General features: G+C 59.5%; 15 protein-coding genes. 7 read left to right on the forward strand and 8 right to left on the reverse strand.

Annotated elements, in window-relative coordinates; translation table 11 throughout:
• Positions 1-26: 26 nt before the first annotated feature.
• The 8 genes from MHK00_RS04190 to aspS all read right to left on the reverse strand — a co-directional run bounded on the left by MHK00_RS04190 (position 27) and on the right by aspS (position 10,576).
• Positions 27-428 carry a prepilin peptidase gene (locus MHK00_RS04190; protein WP_366512257.1) on the reverse strand — a complete coding sequence of 134 codons (402 nt, stop codon included), beginning with the start codon at positions 426-428 and terminating at the stop codon, positions 27-29.
• A 103-nt stretch (positions 429-531) separates the two neighbouring features.
• Entirely contained in the window at positions 532-1,359 is an 828-nt protein-coding gene (locus MHK00_RS04195) for a shikimate dehydrogenase (RefSeq protein ID WP_250410603.1), read from the reverse strand.
• A 31-nt stretch (positions 1,360-1,390) separates the two neighbouring features.
• Positions 1,391-2,584, reverse strand: a complete 1,194-nt coding sequence (gene mltG / locus MHK00_RS04200) for an endolytic transglycosylase MltG (RefSeq protein WP_034668418.1) — start codon at positions 2,582-2,584, stop codon at positions 1,391-1,393.
• Between the two features lie 38 nt (positions 2,585-2,622).
• Positions 2,623-3,174 carry a Holliday junction resolvase RuvX gene (gene ruvX, locus MHK00_RS04205; RefSeq protein ID WP_005324945.1) on the reverse strand — a complete coding sequence of 184 codons (552 nt, stop codon included), beginning with the start codon at positions 3,172-3,174 and terminating at the stop codon, positions 2,623-2,625.
• Positions 3,175-3,184: 10 nt separating this feature from the next.
• Positions 3,185-5,869 carry an alanine--tRNA ligase gene (gene alaS, locus MHK00_RS04210; RefSeq protein ID WP_250410605.1) on the reverse strand — a complete coding sequence of 895 codons (2,685 nt, stop codon included), beginning with the start codon at positions 5,867-5,869 and terminating at the stop codon, positions 3,185-3,187.
• A gap of 101 nt (positions 5,870-5,970) precedes the next feature.
• Positions 5,971-7,362 (reverse strand): replication-associated recombination protein A, encoded by a 1,392-nt coding sequence (locus MHK00_RS04215; protein WP_005324949.1) that lies wholly within the window; start codon positions 7,360-7,362, stop codon positions 5,971-5,973.
• 43 nt (positions 7,363-7,405) lie between these two features.
• On the reverse strand, positions 7,406-8,620 hold the full coding sequence (locus tag MHK00_RS04220; RefSeq protein ID WP_250410607.1) for a protein kinase family protein: 1,215 nt from the start codon (positions 8,618-8,620) through the stop codon (positions 7,406-7,408).
• 123 nt (positions 8,621-8,743) lie between these two features.
• Complete coding sequence (gene aspS, locus MHK00_RS04225; protein ID WP_250410609.1) at positions 8,744-10,576, reverse strand: aspartate--tRNA ligase; 1,833 nt, start codon at positions 10,574-10,576, stop codon at positions 8,744-8,746.
• 244 nt (positions 10,577-10,820) lie between these two features.
• Between aspS and ypfJ the strand changes: the two genes are divergently transcribed.
• From ypfJ to MHK00_RS04260, 7 genes are all read left to right on the forward strand, one after another.
• A complete protein-coding gene (ypfJ, locus tag MHK00_RS04230) occupies positions 10,821-11,699 on the forward strand; it encodes a KPN_02809 family neutral zinc metallopeptidase (protein ID WP_005328496.1) in 879 nt (292 codons plus the stop codon).
• Positions 11,700-11,940: 241 nt separating this feature from the next.
• Positions 11,941-13,527, forward strand: a complete 1,587-nt coding sequence (locus MHK00_RS04235) for an inorganic phosphate transporter (protein WP_250410668.1) — start codon at positions 11,941-11,943, stop codon at positions 13,525-13,527.
• Positions 13,528-13,672: 145 nt separating this feature from the next.
• Positions 13,673-14,395 (forward strand): CBS domain-containing protein, encoded by a 723-nt coding sequence (locus MHK00_RS04240; RefSeq protein WP_250410611.1) that lies wholly within the window; start codon positions 13,673-13,675, stop codon positions 14,393-14,395.
• A 75-nt stretch (positions 14,396-14,470) separates the two neighbouring features.
• Positions 14,471-15,583, forward strand: coding sequence for an LLM class flavin-dependent oxidoreductase (locus MHK00_RS04245; protein ID WP_005324960.1), 1,113 nt, complete (start codon positions 14,471-14,473; stop codon positions 15,581-15,583).
• 2 nt (positions 15,584-15,585) lie between these two features.
• Complete coding sequence (locus MHK00_RS04250) at positions 15,586-16,245, forward strand: FMN reductase (RefSeq protein WP_005324961.1); 660 nt, start codon at positions 15,586-15,588, stop codon at positions 16,243-16,245.
• A gap of 170 nt (positions 16,246-16,415) precedes the next feature.
• Positions 16,416-17,825: an L-serine ammonia-lyase gene (locus tag MHK00_RS04255; protein ID WP_250410612.1), complete on the forward strand. Its 1,410-nt coding sequence runs from the start codon at positions 16,416-16,418 to the stop codon at positions 17,823-17,825.
• Positions 17,826-17,835: 10 nt separating this feature from the next.
• Positions 17,836-18,411 carry a TetR/AcrR family transcriptional regulator gene (locus MHK00_RS04260; RefSeq protein WP_250410613.1) on the forward strand — a complete coding sequence of 192 codons (576 nt, stop codon included), beginning with the start codon at positions 17,836-17,838 and terminating at the stop codon, positions 18,409-18,411.
• The last annotated feature ends 18 nt before the right edge of the window (positions 18,412-18,429 follow it).

The following is an 18,429-nucleotide window of genomic DNA, read 5'->3' on the forward strand; positions in this document are numbered from 1 at the left end:
CCCCCGCAATATATTCTTCCACCCCCTCAAAGAGGGTGCGCACATGCGATAACGACCGCTGCCGCTAGCAACATTGCAGGACCATGCGGGCTCTCCTTCTGCCCACTGCACACCGACCACATAAGAGTCAGGAGGGACGCGCTGCCGCTTGCCGCTACCACGCCCATAAACCCGGCCACATGCCCCACCAGCATTCCCAGGGGCCAGGCGAGTTTTATGTCGCCTCCGCCCACGCCTGCACGGGCCAGCCCCAGCACGAGGTACATCCCTGGCCACCACAGCCCACTCCAATTGGCAAGGGCAAGCGAGAGCACCGCAGCTGGAAGCGTCAGCCAGTCTGGCAATCGGCGCTGCCGAATATCCCACCAAGACAAGGCTGCTGCCCACAAACCATAAATAATTCCCCCGACTATTAACACGGGGATCACCCTAAGGCACGCTGTGAAGAAGCGCTGGGCGCCAATGTCTACATGGCGAAATCTGCAGCTTTTACGGCACGGGGGTTGCAGGCCGCGCTTGCCGACGCCCCTCCTACTTAGTCGTCTGCGACCGCTTCTGCAGCTCCTGGTTCAATGCCTTCAGCATGTCTTCCCGCGGGGCGGCCACCCCGGTAAATTGCTCGAACTGGCTAAATGCTTGGTGCGCGAGCATGACATGCCCGCCGACGGTCTTGTAGCCATTGGCCGCCGCGCACGTGGTCAGCGGTGTGGGCCAGGGATCATAGATGACGTCCAGCACCGGTGCGTGGGCGAGGTCAAAGACATAGTCTTTCACCGCCGCGGCTGGAACGGTGGACACAATGACATCGGCAGCGCGAGCCAGCGCGGATAAGTCCCCGTCGAAGCTAACAAAGGAAAGTTCCAGCCCTAGGTTCTGCGCGAGCGGCAAAAGTTCGGTGCTGCGGTCGGAACGGTTGAGGACCGTAACCTTTTTCACCCCGCGCTCGGAAAGCGCCCACAACGCGGGACGAGCGGTGCCCCCAGCACCAATGAGCAGCGCATGAGCTGCTGGATCATCCCCCAGAAGTTCGGCGAGCGCACCGCGTACGCCCTCGGTATCGGTATTGTCCGCATACCAACCATCAGCCCTGCGCACCAAGGTATTTGCTGAGCCAATCAGTTGGGCCCGGTCACTTACGGTGTCCGCAAAGCGGAGGGCGGCAAACTTGCCGGGCATGGTCACGGAGAAACCAACAAACTCTGAGTCGCTTGCCGCCACCAATTCCGGCAGCCCCTCCGCCGAGGTTTCACAGCGGGTGTAGTCCCAACCGGCCAGCCCGGCGGCCTCGTAGCCAGCATTGTGGAGCACCGGAGACAAGGAGTGCTTGATGGGGCTACCAAGGACCGCCGCACGTGGCATGGTGTTCTACCTCTTTGTGGTTGTCGCGACTCTACTGGGCGGGCTGCTCGGCAGCGGCGTCGCCGTTGCCGGAACCAGCGCCCTCACCTTCGCGCTTGGAGTCAAGCACGCCGGAGCGGATGGCGTCATCGACGCGGCCCAAGTGCTCATCGTAGGAATCGGAGAAGACGGTGGTGCCCTCCTTGTCCACGGTGACGAAGAACTTCCAGTTGCCTTCAGCCGGTTCTTCCATGGCCTTGATTGCATCGTCCGAAGGAGAAGCAATCGGGGTATCTGGTAGGCCTTCCTTCGCGTAGGTATTCCATGGGGTCTTTTCGCCGCGGGCCTCGTCGGTGGTGGCCAGCTCAACGTCTTCCAAGCCGTAGTTCACGGTGGAGTCAAACTCCAGGCGCATTGGCTCGTCCAAGCGGTTGAGGATAACGCGGGCAACCTTATCGAACTCGCCCGCCGGAGCCTCGCGCTCCACCAAGGAAGCGGAGGTGAGCAGTTCATAAGGGCTCAAGCCGATAGCCTGGGCGCGTTCCTCGATATTGGTCTCGTTGTAGCGCTTGGTGGAGCGGGTGATGAGGTCCTTGAGGATATCCTTGGCCTCCATGTTGGGGTCGAGGACATACTGGCCTGGGGCAATAAGGCCCTCAATGCGCTTGGGATCATTGCCGCGCTTATTGATGGCGTCCAAGGCCCACTCCGGTGCGCCCAGCTCGGCAGGGTCGGTTTCCGCCGCAACCTTTTCCAAGTCCTCCTTCTTCAGGCAGTTGCCATCGTTGCAGCTGACCTCAGAAATCAGGGAGTAAATGCCGTAGCGGACGTCTCCGCCCACAACCTTGACGTCCTCCAAGGTGGCGCCACCTTGGACCTCGAGCATGTCCACGCGGTTATTCTCATCCAGCAATGCCTCGACTGCCGCGTCCGCGCTCATTTCTTCCTGTAGGCGGTAAAAGCCCGGCTGGATTTGGCTCGCGCCGTGGTTCATCGACGCAGCAGAATCGAAAGCGTCTTGCGTCTTCACCACATTCTTTTCTACCAATGCAGGTCCGAGCTCGGACATGGACGAGCCTTCCGGCACCTCCACCAGCTGGGTGGTACCGTTGCCGGTTCCTTCATAATCGGCGGAGGTATTGCCGAGGCGGAATCCGATGTAGATAAGGGCGCCAAGGATGACGATGATGGACGCAATGACAACGGCAATGCCGCGCTGGCGGCGCTTGACGTATTTCGGCTCCATCGATCGGCCGAGGCGTTCTTGGTTACGGCTCACGTGTTTTAGTCTCCTGAGTCTGAAGGCTGGTCTATTGCATCATGGGATCGTAGCGCGCTCGCGCGCCCATCCAACCAAGTCTGCAATATCTCCACCGCTGCTGCTTGGTCGATGACTTTACGGCCCTTCTTCTCGGACACGCCGGACGCGCGCAGCGCGGTGGTTGCTGCCACGGTGGTCAGACGCTCATCAGCCAAACGTACTGGTGGTGGAACTTTATCTATATTTGCATCTCGATTCAACCGACGGCGGATCCGAAACGCAATTTCTTTAGCGTGTTTTACGCTTTTGGAGCCATTTCCCTGCAAGTCCCGTGGCAGGCCAACGACAACTTCAACTGCATCATAGGAATCTATGAGCTCCAGGATGCGGTCAATATCGCCCTTATCGCGGTCCTTGAACCCGGTTTCCCGGTGCACGGTCTCCACTGGGGTGGCAAGCGTGGCTTCCCTATTGGACACTGCCACACCAATGCGCACCGTGCCGACATCGAGCGCGAGCCGGCGGCCCTGCCCCGGGTCATCAACTCCGGGGCTATCTGGTTCCACTTTTGCCACGGTCGAACTCCTACAGGGACTCGAGCATGTCCTTGACGGCTGCAAAGCCGCGCTCAGCGCCGGCTGCAGTAGAGCCAGAGCCCTGGGCCATATCCGGCTTACCGCCACCACGGCCGTCGACGTACTGTCCAAACTCCTTGACGATGTCGCCGGACTTTACGCCGCGGCCAACAGCCTTGTCCGTGGCTGCCGCGATGAATGGGAACTTGCCCTTGTCTTCGGCGCCCAGGACGATGACGGCTTCTTCCTCGCGCAGGCGGTTGCGCAGGTCCGTTGCAACGGTGCGCAGGTCTCCTCCAGTGGTGCCTTCCGGCAAGGTCAGCGCAATGACCTTGAATCCATTGATGTCCTTAGCAGCGCCGACGAACTCGGAGGCACGTGCAGCCAGCTGCTGCTTGCGTAGGGTTTCAATTTCCTTCTCCGCTGCCTTGAGCTTTTCAGACAGCTGCGCGATGCGCTCCGGCAGATCCTCGGTCTGTACCTTCAGCTCGCGGGACACGCCTTCTACCAAGGCGGTTTCCTTGGAGTAGTAACGGAAAGCATCCAAACCGGAGTAGGCCTCGATGCGGCGAGCACCAGAGCCAACGGAGGACTCACCGAGCACGGACACCGGTCCGATTTCAGCGGAGGAAGCAACGTGGGTGCCGCCGCAGAGCTCGATGGAGAACGGTCCGCCGATTTCTACTACGCGGACCTCCTTGCCGTAGTTCTCACCGAATAGCGCCATAGCGCCCATGGCCTTGGCCTCCTCCAGGGAGGTCTCAATGGTATTCACGGCAAAGTTGGAGTCGATTGCCTGGTTGGTGATCAATGCAATCTCTTCCAGCTGTGCCTGGCTGAGCTGCTCGGTGTAGTTGAAGTCAAAGCGCAGGTAGCCCGGGCGGTTCATGGAGCCGGCCTGGACGGCGGTGGGGCCAAGCACTTGGCGCAGTGCGGCGTGAATGAGGTGCGTAGCAGAGTGCGCCTGCGTAGCACCATGGCGCCACTGCTCGTCAACGGCCGCCTCAACGGACATGCCCAAGTCAAGGCCGCCGGCAGTAACCGTAGCCTTGTGTACCCACAGCTTCTTACCGATCTTTTGAACGTCGTTGACCTCCAGCAAAGACTCGCCGGCCATGATGCGGCCGCGGTCTGCCATCTGGCCGCCAGCTTCGGCGTACAGCGGGGTGTGGTCCAAGATGACCTCAACCTGCTCGCCCTCGTGCACCTGATCGACCTTCTCGCCACCGCGGACGAGGCCGATCACGCGGGCGTCGGAAGTAAGCTCCTCAAAGCCGGTGAAGACGGTGGGGTTATTGTCCACCCAATCGCGGTAGAGGGAAAGGTCAGTGTGGCCGTGCTTCTTGGCCTGATTATCGGCCTTGGCGCGGCGGCGCTGCTCGCCCATGGCGTCGTTAAAGCCATCCATGTCGACCTCAAGGCCGGCCTCCTGGGCCATCTCCAAGGTCAAGTCGATGGGGAAACCGTAGGTATCGTGCAGCTCAAAGGCCTTCTCGCCCGGCAGGACCTTTGCGGTCTTCGCGCGGGAGGTGGACTTGAGCTCCTGTACGGCATCATCGAAGAGGCGGGTGCCGGACTCGAGGGTCTTCAGGAAGGCCTTTTCCTCACTAACCGCAACGCGCAGGATGCGCTCGCGGTTGTCGGCAATCTCCGGGTAGGACGGGGTCATGGTATCCATGACCGTATTCATGAAGCGCTCCATGGTGGCGCCCTTAGCACCCAGCAGCTTGGCGGAACGGATAATGCGACGCAGCAGGCGGCGCAGGATGTACCCGCGGCCCTCGTTGCCCGGGGTCACGCCATCCAGGATAAGCATCATGCCGGTACGGGAGTGGTCAGCTACCACGCGGAAGCGGATATTGTCCTCGTGGGAGGCCTTGTCACCATAGGTGGCGCCGGTAAGCTCCTCAGCTACGTCAATAACTGGGCGCAGCAGGTCCGTTTCATAGACGTTGTCTACGTCCTGCAAAATGCAGGCCACGCGCTCGATGCCCAGGCCGGTATCGATATTCTTCTTGGGCAGCTCGCCGACGATCTCAAAGTTGCCCTTGCCAATGCCCTCGCCACGCTCATTTTGCATGAAGACCAAGTTCCAGATCTCCATGTAGCGGTTGTCATCGGCAATCGGGCCGCCGTCCTTGCCGTACTCAGGACCGCGGTCATAATAGATCTCGGAGCACGGGCCACAGGGTCCAGGGATACCCATGGACCAGTAGTTGTCCTCCATGCCGAGGCGCTGAATGCGCTCTTCTGGAACACCGATCTTGTCGCGCCAAATTTCGGCGGCCTCGTCATCATCGAGGTAGACCGTAACCCACAAACGCTCTGGGTCTAGGCCAAAGCCGCCCTCATCAACGGAGCCGGTAAGCAAGGTCCAGGCGTTGGTAATGGCGCCTTCCTTGAAGTACTGGCCGAAGGAGAAGTTGCCGGCCATCTGGAAGAAGGTGTTGTGGCGGGTGGTAATGCCCACCTCATCAATGTCCAAGGTGCGCACGCACTTTTGGATGGAAGTAGCAAGGCCCTTGGCAAAGGGCGGGTTCTGCTGGCCTAGGAAGTAGGGCTTAAACGGAACCATGCCGGCATTAACGAAAAGCAGGTTAGGGTCATCCAGGATCAGCGAGGCGCTTGGTACTGCCTCGTGACCAGAATTGACGAAGTGCTGGGTAAACCGTTCCCGGATCTCATGAGTCTTCACGAGCAACAATCCTAACTGTCTGAGCTTTCATCTTCTATCAAGAAGTTTCTAACCCGCCCAACTCTACCCTTCGCTGCACAGCGATTTCCCATCGGTGGGGATCAGCGCGGCCGGCGAGCGTTTTTGCCTGGACCACGCTTGCCGCGAATAATGCTGCGCAAGCGGCCTATATAGTCATAAACACGCTTCTCAGCCCCGTGATCGGTGGGTTCATAGTAAACCGAACCCTCCAGCTCATCGGGCAGGTACTGCTGCTCTACAACGCCGCGGGGATCATCGTGGGGGTAGACATAGCCCACGGCATTTCCCATCCGCTTGGCGCCCTCATAGTGCCCATCGCGCAGGTGCGGTGGCACGTGGCCCACCTTGCCGGCGGCTACATCGGCTTGGGCCTGCGTGATGGCAGAGATGACCGAGGGCGATTTTGGCGCGGTGGCCAGGTGAATGGTGGCCTGCGCCAGCGGAATTCGGGCTTCTGGCATGCCAATGAGCTGAGCGGCCTCGGCCGCCGCCACGGCCACCTGGAGCGCGGTGGGATCGGCCATGCCGATGTCCTCGGAGGCGTGCACGATGAGCCGCCGGGCGATAAAGCGCGGGTCCTCCCCGGCTTCTACCATGCGGGCGAGATAATGCAGCGCAGCGTCGACATCGGAGCCGCGAATGGACTTAATGAACGCGGAAACCACGTCGTAGTGTTGGTCGCCGTCGCGGTCGTAGCGCACCACCGCCTTATTGACGTTGTCCGTGACCGTTTGTGGGGTAATCTCCCCGCCATCGTCAACCGCCTCTGCCGCGGCCTCGAGATAGGTCAGCGTGCGCCGCGCATCGCCGCCGGCGAGGAGTACCAACTGGTCCAAGGCTTCATCGGTAATCCGAATCTTGCGCTCGCCTAGGCCACGGTCGCTTTCTAGCGCGCGCTTGGCGACGCCCCTCAAGTCATCGTCGCTGAGCGAATGCAGCTGCAACAGCAGCGAACGAGACAAAAGCGGCGCGACGACGGAGAAGGAAGGGTTTTCCGTCGTTGCCGCGACGAGCAGTACCGTGCGGTTTTCCACGGCTGCGAGGAGTGCGTCCTGCTGGGTTTTGGAAAATCGGTGTACCTCATCAATGAACAGCACCGTGCGCCGGCCATGAATGAGCTCTTGCCGGGCGTGGGTGATGACCTCGCGGACCTGCTTGACGCCCGAATCAAGCGCGGAAAGGCCCACGAAGTTCTGCCCCATTTGGCTGGCGATGAGCGAGGCAATGGTGGTCTTGCCGGTGCCCGGCGGCCCGTACAAGATGACGGAGGCCTCTCCTGATCCTTCCACGAGGCGGCGCAATGGCTTGCCGGGCGCCAGAAGATGGTCTTGTCCGACCACTTCATCGAGGTTTTGGGGACGCATGCGCGCCGCCAGTGGGGACCCAGCGTGGGTGGCAAAAAGGTTCTTCCCCGGCAGCGGCGACGCGCTGCGGTCCGGAGTGGGCCCGCCAAATAATGAGTCTTGAGACACTGGAAAGCTACCTCCTAAAAGCGTGCGGGCACATCGTGATTGTCTATTCGTCATCCAAGCGGCGCGCAATGGCGCTGCCAAATTCCGCGATGGGCGCGCAGGCGGGGCCATCGCAGCGCGCGGCATATCGGGATAGCGCCTCAAAGGTTTCATAGAGGTCGCGGCGCACGAGCAATTCATCTTCCGTGAACGGACCGTGGTCAGCAGGGCGCAAGATGGAGCGCTGCGGATCGTGGACGACCTCGGCTTCTCCCCTGGCAAGCGCAACCAGACCTTCAATGCCGCCGGCGTGCATCGTGGTCACGCTCGATAGCGCCCAACCGATGAGCGACGCCACGATCAGGCCGTGGATTTCGTCCGCATTGGAAAATAGCGGCCACACCTCAGATACGGCACGAGACCAAGCAGAGATGAAGATATCTGCCTCTTCGTCCGTAATCGGCTTGGAGAAGAGGAACTGTGGGAATCCGGCGATAACGCAGGCTACGTCGAAGCCAACATTGCGGAACCCTGCCCATTCATAGTCCAAGAAGTGCAGGCGCTGGGACACAATGATGTTATCCGGTGAAAGGTCGAAGGGAGTAAAGGCTCGGTCCTTGCCGGATGCCAGGGAGCGTGCGGCTTGACCCGCAAGATCCCGGAAGCTGGCCGGTGCCTCCAGCCCGGCTTTATCCAGCAAGTCGAGCCCGATGCCAATGGAGCGCTCCAGCGCCTCATCGCGCACGGACTGGTGCGGGGCCAAGTCCGGATTCTTGCGCAGCATCCTATTGAGCAGGGTTTCATAATCTTGCTCGTGGCCCGCGGTTCCAGCGTGCATGTGCCCCAACGCACTGCCCAGTGAGCGCAGCACCCGCACGCGATCATCATCGGTGGACTGTACAAGGACGTCGGCAAGCGTTTCGCCCTCACCCAAGTCCGTCAACACGATAATGCGCTGCTCCAGATCGTGGGCAAGAAGTACGGGTCCGGGGCGCACGTCCTCAGATAACGCGGTGGTGAACTGATAAGCCACCACCTCGCGCAGCATCGCGGCATCGTCGACGCCATAGCCGGTGACCGGGTTGTACTTAATGACTACCGAGCGGTGCGGCAGGAAGGCTCCGGGGGCAATCCTGGCGCGCAGGACCATTGCATTGCCGGAACCGTCCAAGCGCTCCACGCTCGACATCTCCGGGGTCCCACCAAAACGGCGCGACAGCATCTCCGAGGCGGCCTTGATGACGTCCTCGGGTGATAGCACAGCTTCGTTATCAACCATAGTTCTATCCAGTATGCCCCCTCACACCAAAGCGGGGTCACAAGTTCGCCCGCAGCGAAATTGCCGCGGACTACGATGTGCCCCGCACGGTGCGCCTGAAAGGCTGAGGTTTAAGCCTTCTGCTTACTTCTCCTCAGCGGTTTCACCCGCAGTGGAACCAGACTTTTCCTGTTCCTTCTTCTTTTCCGGCTTGTAGTCTACGCCGGTCTCCTTACGCTGTGCGGCAGGGATTGCCGCAGGGGCGTCGGTAAGCGGATCCACTCCGCCGCCGGACTTCGGGAACGCAATGACGTCGCGGATGGAGTCGAAGCCGCCCAACAGGGAGACGATGCGGTCCCAGCCGAAGGCGATGCCGCCGTGTGGTGGGGCGCCATACTGGAAAGCATCGAGCAGGAAGCCGAACTTCTCCTGAGCCTCCTCGTCACCAATTCCCATGACGTCGAAGACGCGCTTCTGCACGTCCTGCTGGTGGATACGGATGGAGCCGCCGCCGATCTCATTGCCGTTGCAGACAATGTCATAGGCGTACGCCAGCGCCTCGCCCGGGTTCTGGTCAAAGTTGTCCAGGTACTCCGGCTTCGGAGAGGTAAAGGCGTGGTGAACCGCGGTCCACTTGGAGTGGCCCAAGGCGACGTCACCAGAAGCGGTCGCATCAGCGGAAGGCTCAAAGAGCGGAGCGTCTACAACCCAGGTAAAGGCCCAGTCGCCTTCCTTGATAAGGTCCAGCTTCTTGGCAATCTCGCCACGGGCAGCGCCCAGGAGGGCGCGGGAAGACTTGGTGTCACCGGCGGCAAAGAAGATGGCGTCGCCCGGCTTAGCGCCGACGTGCTCTGCAATGCCCTCGCGCTCGGCGTCGGTAATGTTCTTAGCTACCGGACCGCCCAAGGTGCCGTCCTCGCCCACGGTGATGTAGGCCAGACCCTTGGCGCCACGCTGCTTAGCCCAATCCTGCCAAGCATCAAACTGACGGCGTGGCTGGGAGGCACCGCCTTCCATGACCACGGCGCCGACGTATTCGTTCTGGAAGACGCGGAAAGTGGTGTCCTTGAAGAACTCGGTGCACTCTACAATCTTGATGTCAAAGCGCAGGTCCGGCTTATCGGAACCGTAGTACTTCATCGCATCGGCGTAGGTCATGCGCGGGATCGGAGTCTTGATCTCGTAGCCGATGAGCTTCCACAGCTCGGTGACGATCTCTTCCGCCAAGGCGATGACATCGTCCTGGTCTACAAAGGACATCTCCACGTCCAGCTGGGTAAACTCCGGCTGGCGGTCAGCGCGGAAGTCTTCATCGCGGTAGCAACGCGCGATCTGGTAGTAGCGCTCCATGCCGGAGACCATGAGCAGCTGCTTGAAAAGCTGCGGGGACTGCGGCAGTGCATACCAGGTGCCTGGTTTCAAGCGTGCTGGAACCAGGAAGTCGCGCGCACCCTCCGGGGTGGACCGGGTCAGGGTTGGAGTCTCGATCTCAGCAAAGTCATGCGAATCCAGCACCTTGCGGGCCGCGCGGTTGGCTGCAGAACGCAGGCGCAGTGCCTGTGCCTGGCGCTCGCGGCGCAGGTCCAGGTAGCGGTATTTCAGGCGAGTCTCCTCGCCTACCTCACCCGAGGTGGAAGGATCATCAATTTGGAACGGCAGCGCTGCGGACTTATTCAAAACCTCAAGATCCGCGACATTGACCTCAATTTCACCGGACGGCAGGTTGGGGTTTTCTGAGCCTTCTGGGCGAGGCTCCACGGTACCGGTGACCTTAACGCAGTATTCGGAACGCAGGTCGTGGGCGCGCTCCGCCACGTCAGATTCACGGAAGACAACCTGGGCGATGCCGGAGCGATCGCGCAGGTCAATGAAGATCACACCACCGTGATCGCGGCGGCGGGAAACCCAACCGGTTAGGGTGACGGTCTCTCCTGCGAGTTCTTTGCGGAGCTCACCTGCTAAGTGGGTACGCAGCACTGTTGTTCAATCCCTTCTGAAAATTGTGTCACTTGCGGGTCCCGCCACGCGTAAACAGCGCGCGCCAAACCAAGCACAAGACTAGGAACGCGCACAATTCTACATCCCTACCGGTACGCGGAGCGCAGTTAGGTGGACGCAAGCTAACCCTGAAGGCCGCAGAAGAACCCCCGTTTCCCTCCTTCGGCTTCTTTGCAACAATCTCCATCCAGTGTATGAGGGGACCATGTGGCACTATTTAGGCATGACTTTTAGATCAGGTGCCGATTTCGGCGGCAAAGAAGCGCGTTCGGGTGGTGGTGGCGGTGGTATCGCCATTGGCGGTGGCGTCGGCTCGATTGTTCTAGTAGGCCTTTTCCTCCTCTTGGGCGGCAATCCCTCAGACTTGGGCTCAATTCTGGGCAGCGAGCAGACCCAATCCGACGGCGCTGCACAAGGCGAAAGCCCCGAATGCGAAACTGCAGAAGATGGCAACACCAAGGATGAATGCCTCGTTGAGTTCACCGGTCGCAGCGTAGACAACGTCTGGTCCAAGGTCTTGCCGGAACAGGCCGATATCCAATACACCGAGCCGGAGCGCGTGGTCTTCCACGGCGGCGTTAATACCGGTTGCGGCGCGGCCTCTTCTTCTACCGGCCCCTTCTACTGCCCGCGCGATGAGTCCGCCTATTTCGACACCGCGTTCTTTGATTCCCTGCGCAACTTCGGCGCGGAAAATGCCCCCTTGGCCCGCATGTACATCGTGGCGCACGAGTTCGGCCACCACATTCAAAACCTTGAGGGCACCCTCGGCCTGTCGGACTATGACGACCCAGGCGCCGATTCCAACGCGGTGAAGATCGAGCTCCAGGCTGACTGCTACGCAGGCCTGTGGGCTTCCTACGCCGACAAGGGCGATAACCCCTTGCTCGAGCCGATTACTAAGGAACAGGTCTCAGACGCTGTCGCGGCTGCCCAGGCGGTGGGCGATGACAATATCCAGCGCCGCTCCGGCGGCCAGGTCCAGCCTGATTCCTGGACGCACGGTTCCTCCGAACAGCGTGAGAAGGCATTCCTCGCCGGATATAACTCTGGCAAGATGTCCCAGTGCGACACCCTGGAGCGCGGCGCCTACCGCGGCTAAAACTCTCAACGTGGCCGTCGCCGAGAGCGGCGGCCATTATGTTCACAAATAGCCACATTGCTTTCACGAACTCCACATCTTGAGTTCACTTTCCTGACACCTAGGGCCTTTAGTCTGAGTGTGCATTCTCTACATAAGAATTTCCTTTGAGAATCCTCTTAACCACGCTGAGAAGCGCGGTCATCCCTCTCGTGCACGCTTTTCCTGAAAGGTTCTTCCTGTGTCTACCCCTACCACCCAGATGACGGACATTGAGGCCGTCAATGGCAAGGGCAACGACTGGATTTGGCACGCCATCTTTGGCGGCCTTACCGCCGTTACCCTCATCGGTTTTATGATCTGGGGCCACGACTACGTCGATGGCTCTAAGCCTATCCTCCTTGGCACCGCCATTATCTTCGCTCTTTTCATGGCCTTCAATATTGGCGGCAATGACGTTGCCAACTCCTTCGGTACCTCCGTAGGTGCCGGTACGCTGTCCATGAAGCAGGCCCTCGTTGTCGCCGCCATCTTCGAAGTCTCTGGCGCCATCCTCGCCGGCGGCGAGGTCACCGATACCGTGCGTTCTGGCATCGTCGACCTTGACGCCATCGATGGGCTCGACCCCATGGAGTTCGTCTACATCATGATGTCGTCCCTTTTGGGTGCGGCCATCTGGCTCCTCGTTGCCACCCGTATGGGTTGGCCAGTGTCTACCACCCACTCCATCGTCGGCGGCATCGTCGGCGCCGCGCTCACCGTTGGCTTCATCACCGGCAAGGGTGGCTTGGACATGGTGCAGTGGGGCGGGATTGGCACTATTGCCATCTCGTGGGTGCTCTCCCCTGTTCTCGGCGGTCTCGCTGCGTTCATCCTGTTCAAGTGGATTAAGACCTCCATCTTGGTCTACAACGAGGAAGCAGACCAGAAGCTGCGTGAAATCAAGACCCGTCGTGCGGAGCTGCGCCAAGAGCACAAGTCTCGCTTTTCGCGCCTCAATGAAATCCAGCAGATCAGCTACACCAACGCCATGGCCCGGGACGCCGCCTTGGTGGCAGAAGAAGACTTTGATCCGGATCAGCTGGAATCCGAGTATTACCGCGATCTGTATAACCTCAACAAGGACATGGATAATGTCAAGGCTCACCGCGCCCTGGAGAGCTGGGTACCGGTACTAGCCGCCATCGGTGCCATCATCATTTCCGCCATGGTGATGTTCAAGGGCCTCAAGCACACCGGACTCGATTTCAGCGTCCTTCAGAACCTGTTGGTCATGGGCATGGTCGGCGCAGTAGTGTGGATGGCCGTCTTCATTTTCGCCCGCTCCCTGAAAAAGAAGTCGCTGGCTAAGTCCACCTTCCTTCTCTTTTCTTGGATGCAGGTATTTACCGCTTCCGCCTTCGCCTTCTCCCACGGTTCCAACGACATCGCCAATGCCATTGGCCCCTTCGCTGCGGTTATTGACGTCCTCAAGACCGACCAAGTCAGCGATGAGGCTGCCGTGCCGGTTGCCGTCATGATTGCCATGGGTGTCGCCCTGATTTCTGGCTTGTGGTTCATCGGCCGCTTCGTGATTCAGACCGTGGGCTCGGGCCTAACCCAAATGCACCCCTCCTCCGGCTTCGCTGCTGAGCTTGCCGCCGCCGCTGTGGTGATGGGTTCATCGATCTTGGGCCTTCCGGTTTCTTCCACCCACATCCTCATCGGCGCCGTGCTGGGCGTGGGCATTGTCAACAAGGCAGCTAATTGGAACCTGATGAAGCCTATCGCTTTGGCGTGGGTCATCACCCTGCCCGCCGCGGCAGTCATCGCTGCCATCACCGTATCTGTGCTGCGCGTAGTCTTCTAGGGATAGCTCAGCGCCGCATATCCTCGACACTCCCCATTTCATCCGCTAGCCGCACCGGCCATCGAGCCGGGGCTAGCGGATTTTCCATTGGGTAGCTTGGACAAACGCCCTGCTTGGCGACGCCCCCTTCTCTACACTGGCCCATATGACCGCGCACCGAGCAACTGCATTCCTGGCCGCATTCAACGACATAGAGCAACACTTGCGCTCGGCTCTCAACGCTGAGAACTCAGATTCCTTTTGGAGGATAGTAGACAAGGCACGAGACAAACACATGCTTTCTGGCAAGCAAGCCGAGGCACTCAAAGATTTTTCCAACCTACGCAATGCCATTGCCCACGGGCGTTACTACAAATCAGAGCCCATCGCTGAACCGCACGAAGCAGTGGTTAAGCAGATTTCGGCTCTCCGAGACATAGTGGTGTCCCCGCCCGACACGCTTCAGGTTTTGCAGCCACAAAAGGTATTCACCTTGACGTCTGCCACATCCATCATGGAGGCATTTAGCGTCATAAAGGATAAGGACTTCTCCCAAATCCCCATCTACGATGAGGGCCGCTTCACCGCTTTGCTAACCACCAACACCATTGCGCGATGGGTAGCCGGGGACCTCAGCGATAATCACGTGCTCGATGCGGCGGACATCGCGGACATCGTGGAATATCAAGAACCCAGTGATCGCGCTATCTTTCTTGCCCGCACAGTCAGCGTGCAGGAAACGGTGGACGCCCTTTCAGAAACCGACAACCAAGGACATCGCCCATGCGCAGCGGTCATCACGGAACACGGCAAGGTCACTGAGAGGCCCCTGCGCCTCGTTGCACCGGCCGATCTACCGGCACTTTTTGATGCCCTAGAATGGGAATAATTCTCCCGCAGTCGGCTTTTCCGCAGTCGGCACGGCGTCTATCTTTACTCCTGTGCACCGCATAGAAAGGCAACCATGCAATTCGGCATCTTCACTATCGGGGATTTAACTACTGACCCCATCTCAGGAAAGACACCCAATGAGGCTGAGCGCATCCGCAACCTAACGGAAATTGCGCTTAAAGCCGAAGAGGTCGGCCTTGATGTCTTTGCTACCGGCGAGCACCACAACCCACCTTTCGTGCCGTCCTCTCCTACAACGCACTTGGCCTATATCGCCGCGCAGACGGAGCGCTTGCAGCTATCTACTGCGACCACGCTCATTACCACCAATGACCCGGTAAAAATCGCAGAGGACTATGCCTTTCTGCAGCACCTTGCTGACGGCCGCGTAGACCTCATGCTCGGACGCGGAAATACCGGCCCGGTCTATCCCTGGTTTGGCAAAGACATCCAGCAGGGCATTCCTTTGGCTATTGAAAACTACCACTTGCTGCGCAGGCTGTGGCGCGAGCCAGTCGTTAACTGGCAAGGAAAGTTCCGTGCGGGTTTGGAAGGGTTTACCGCAACTCCGGCACCGCTGGATGGAATTCCGCCCTTTGTCTGGCACGGCTCCATTCGTTCGCCGCAAATCGCAGAACAAGCGGCCTACTACGGCGATGGCTTCTTCCACAACAATATCTTCTGGAATAAGGAGCACACCGCTCAGTTGGTGGACCTCTACCGCCGTCGCTTTGAAAGCTATGGCCATGGTCAAGCGGACCAAGCAATCGTCGGACTTGGCGGCCAAGTCTTCATCGGCGATACCGAACAGGAAGCTAAAGACTTCTTCCGCCCCTACTTCGACAACGCCCCAGTCTATGGCCACGGGCCAAGCCTCGAGGATTTCACGGCGCAGACTCCACTGACCGTCGGCACCGTGGAACAGGTAGTTGAAAAGACCCTCAGCTTCGCTGACTGGGCCGGTGACTATCAGCGCCAGCTATTCCTCATCGATCACGCGGGACTTCCACAAGAAGTAGTCCTCCAACAGATAGAAATCCTAGGCACGCAGGTTGTCCCCGAGCTGCGACGCCGCTTTGAGCAGCGCCGTCCGAGCCACGTGCCTTCTGACCCGCCGACGCACGCAAGCTTGCTCTCTGCGCCTCATCCTTCGCACCTTCAGGTCAGCCCAGGAAAGGAAAACTAGTTATGCGCTCCCTCCTCGTTGTCTCAGCTGGCCTTTCGCAGCCGTCTTCCTCTCGCAGGTTGGCGGACATGCTCGCAGAAGCCACCCGCGCCAAAATCTCCGCGCGCGGTGAAGGAGCCGAAATCGATGTCATTGAGGTCCGCGATCTCGCTTTCGAACTAGCTACCGCCATGACCGATCAGACTGCGCAAACGCCCCTTTTGTCTCGAGCCAAGCAGCAAGTTGCCGATGCCGATGGACTCATCGCCGTCACCCCTGTATTCCAAGGCAGCTATTCGGGCCTTTTCAAGATGTTCTTTGACACCTTGGAGCCCCATGCCCTCGACAACCTTCCCACCATCATCGCAGCGACGGCCGGTTCTTCGCGCCATGCCCTCATTTTGGACTACGCGCTCCGCCCGCTATTTAACCAATTGCACGCAAACATCGTGCCGACGGGTGTTTTTCAGGCCGCAGAAGACCTAGGCACTCCGGAGGGCGAGCGCATTGCCTCCAGAATTGAGCGCTCAGCCATCCAGCTGGCTGACCAGATCGTTACCCCGCGGGACCGGGTGCCAGGAATTGCCGGCGATCTCACTGGGTTGGGAGGCCGCTCCACCGTACGGCTAGCAAAGGAGAACTTCATCCCCCTCGACAAGCTCCTGAATGGGTACGGCAAATAAGCCACAACGCGAGCAGCGCTACGCATAGACAGCGATTGATAGAAGGTGTGACTTTCGCTACCCTGGTCACATAAAATCTGCCTCTACCCTTTGGGTCCAGCTTGACCCCAATAACGGCACAGCAAGCACCCTATAGCTATCCCTTCAGAAAGGTTCGGCACAGCTTAACTATGACAATTAGCGTCACGGACATCTTCTCCATCGGCATTGGCCCTTCCTCTTCGCACACCGTCGGCCCCATGCGCGCGGCTAGGCAATTCCTCGATTCCTTAGAGAAGCACCCAGCCAAGGTATATACGGAGTTACGCGGCTCGCTTTCCGCCACTGGCCGTGGCCACGCTTCCGATCGCGCCGTCATCCTTGGGCTCGCCGGCTGGGATCCGCTGAGCGTGCCTATCGACGCCGAACCTCACGCGGGCGGCTTTATCCCTAGCGAGGGAACCATTTCCGGCCCCCGGGGCACGGTGGACTATGAAATCGTCTTTGATAACGAACCTCTGCCCCAGCACCCGAATGGCATGATTTTTAGCGCCTGGGATGACAGCGGCAACCTCCTCGCAGAGAAGGAAGAGTACTTCTCTGTCGGCGGCGGCTTTATTCTCTCCCGCGCCGAGCTCGATGCGGAAGTCGCCGAAAGCAATGAAGTTCCTGCCGGCGTAGCCGCCGCCCATGTAGATGACTCCGTTCCCTATAAGTTCACCACGGGCGAAGAATTGCTCAACCTCTGCGAGGCTCATGACAAAGCAATTTGGGAGCTCGTCCTTGCCAACGAGGAGGCCTTGCACCGCGATGAAGGCGGAGCGGGATACGTTCTGCGCCACCTTGATTTGGTCTGGGACATCATGCGTGAATGTGTGACTGAGGGTATTTCCACCAAGGGCCTTCTTCCAGGTGGCCTGCGTGTGGCACGCCGTGCCCCGAAGATGTATACCCAGTTGCTAGAAAACCAAGACGATACCAGCTGCGGTTTCTCCGCCATGGAGTGGGTTAACCTGTACGCCTTGGCGGTTAATGAGCAAAACGCTGCCGGTGGCCGCGTCATTACTGCACCTACCAACGGCGCGTGCGGCATCATTCCAGCGGTACTGCATTATGCGCGCGATTTCCGCGCAGACTTCACCCGTTCCACTGCCCGTCGGTACCTACTGACCGCCGGTGCCATTGGCATGATTATCAAGGAAAACGCGTCCATCTCCGGAGCCGAGGTTGGCTGCCAAGGCGAGGTGGGTTCGGCCTCTGCTATGGCCGCCGCAGGCATGGCGGAGCTGCTTGGGGCAGCCCCGGCGCAGGTGGAAAATGCCGCGGAAATTGCTCTGGAGCATAATCTGGGCCTTACCTGCGACCCAGTGGGCGGATTGGTGCAAATTCCGTGCATCGAGCGCAATGCCATTGGCGCGGTAAAGTCCATCAACGGCGCGCGTATGGCCAAAATGGGCGAAGGCACTCACCACGTGACCTTGGATAATGCAGTACAAACCATGGCTGAAACCGGCCGCGATATGCTCTCCAAGTACAAGGAGACCTCTCTGGGCGGATTGGCCAAGACCATGGGCTTTAGCGTTTCGCAGGTGGAGTGCTAAAAAGGACTCCATGCGCGCAGATGCCCTCCACCGCCGCACCGCCATTATCGCTGCGGCCTGCCAGCTCTTCCGTACCCACGGCGATGATGTCGCTTTGGATAAGGTGGCTACACAGGCTGGCGTAAGTGTGGCTACGGTCTACCGCAACTTCCCCAACCGCGCGAGCCTTATCCGCGCGTGCGCGGAATATATGGGTGATGCCTTTGCCAAGTTTCAACAGCGCCTCATCGCGGACTTTGAAAACTCCACGCATTCTGGAGAAGACTACGTCCGGACCTACGCCACCCATATCCTAACCATGGGACTAAACACACTCATCCCTGCGTTCGTCCCTCAGGATTTGGACTCTCTTAGCCCTGAATTAACCGCCCAGCGCGACCTCCTAGAGCGCAACGGCCGACGGTTCATTCAGCTAGGCCAAGAGCAAGGCGAGATTGGCCCCGGCGTTACCCACCTCGAATTCATTGTGGGACTGTTAAGCTTGGCACGACCCCGCGAGGTTGATATTGAGGCCTACCAACCGGATATTCAGGAAAAGGTAATTGACCTCTTTCTGGCGGGCATAAAAAGTGGGCACCGCGCCTAAGCGCGATGCCCACCGACC

The sequence above is a fragment of the Corynebacterium tuberculostearicum genome, from assembly GCF_022347385.1.
GTDB classification, from domain to species: Bacteria; Actinomycetota; Actinomycetes; order Mycobacteriales; family Mycobacteriaceae; genus Corynebacterium; species Corynebacterium tuberculostearicum_M.

Bases quoted from the DNA above. Each gene is read 5' to 3' on its own strand.
- MHK00_RS04245 (WP_005324960.1), top strand. From the start codon at position 14,471: ATGCAATTCGGCATCTTCACTATCGGGGATTTAACTACTGACCCCATC.
- MHK00_RS04240 (WP_250410611.1), top strand. From the start codon at position 13,673: ATGACCGCGCACCGAGCAACTGCATTCCTGGCCGCATTCAACGACATA.
- MHK00_RS04220 (WP_250410607.1), bottom strand. From the start codon at position 8,620: ATGGTTGATAACGAAGCTGTGCTATCACCCGAGGACGTCATCAAGGCC.
- MHK00_RS04255 (WP_250410612.1), top strand. From the start codon at position 16,416: ATGACAATTAGCGTCACGGACATCTTCTCCATCGGCATTGGCCCTTCC.
- ypfJ (WP_005328496.1), top strand. From the start codon at position 10,821: ATGACTTTTAGATCAGGTGCCGATTTCGGCGGCAAAGAAGCGCGTTCG.
- MHK00_RS04195 (WP_250410603.1), bottom strand. From the start codon at position 1,359: ATGCCACGTGCGGCGGTCCTTGGTAGCCCCATCAAGCACTCCTTGTCT.
- MHK00_RS04250 (WP_005324961.1), top strand. From the start codon at position 15,586: ATGCGCTCCCTCCTCGTTGTCTCAGCTGGCCTTTCGCAGCCGTCTTCC.
- MHK00_RS04260 (WP_250410613.1), top strand. From the start codon at position 17,836: ATGCGCGCAGATGCCCTCCACCGCCGCACCGCCATTATCGCTGCGGCC.
- mltG (WP_034668418.1), bottom strand. From the start codon at position 2,584: ATGGAGCCGAAATACGTCAAGCGCCGCCAGCGCGGCATTGCCGTTGTC.
- MHK00_RS04235 (WP_250410668.1), top strand. From the start codon at position 11,941: ATGACGGACATTGAGGCCGTCAATGGCAAGGGCAACGACTGGATTTGG.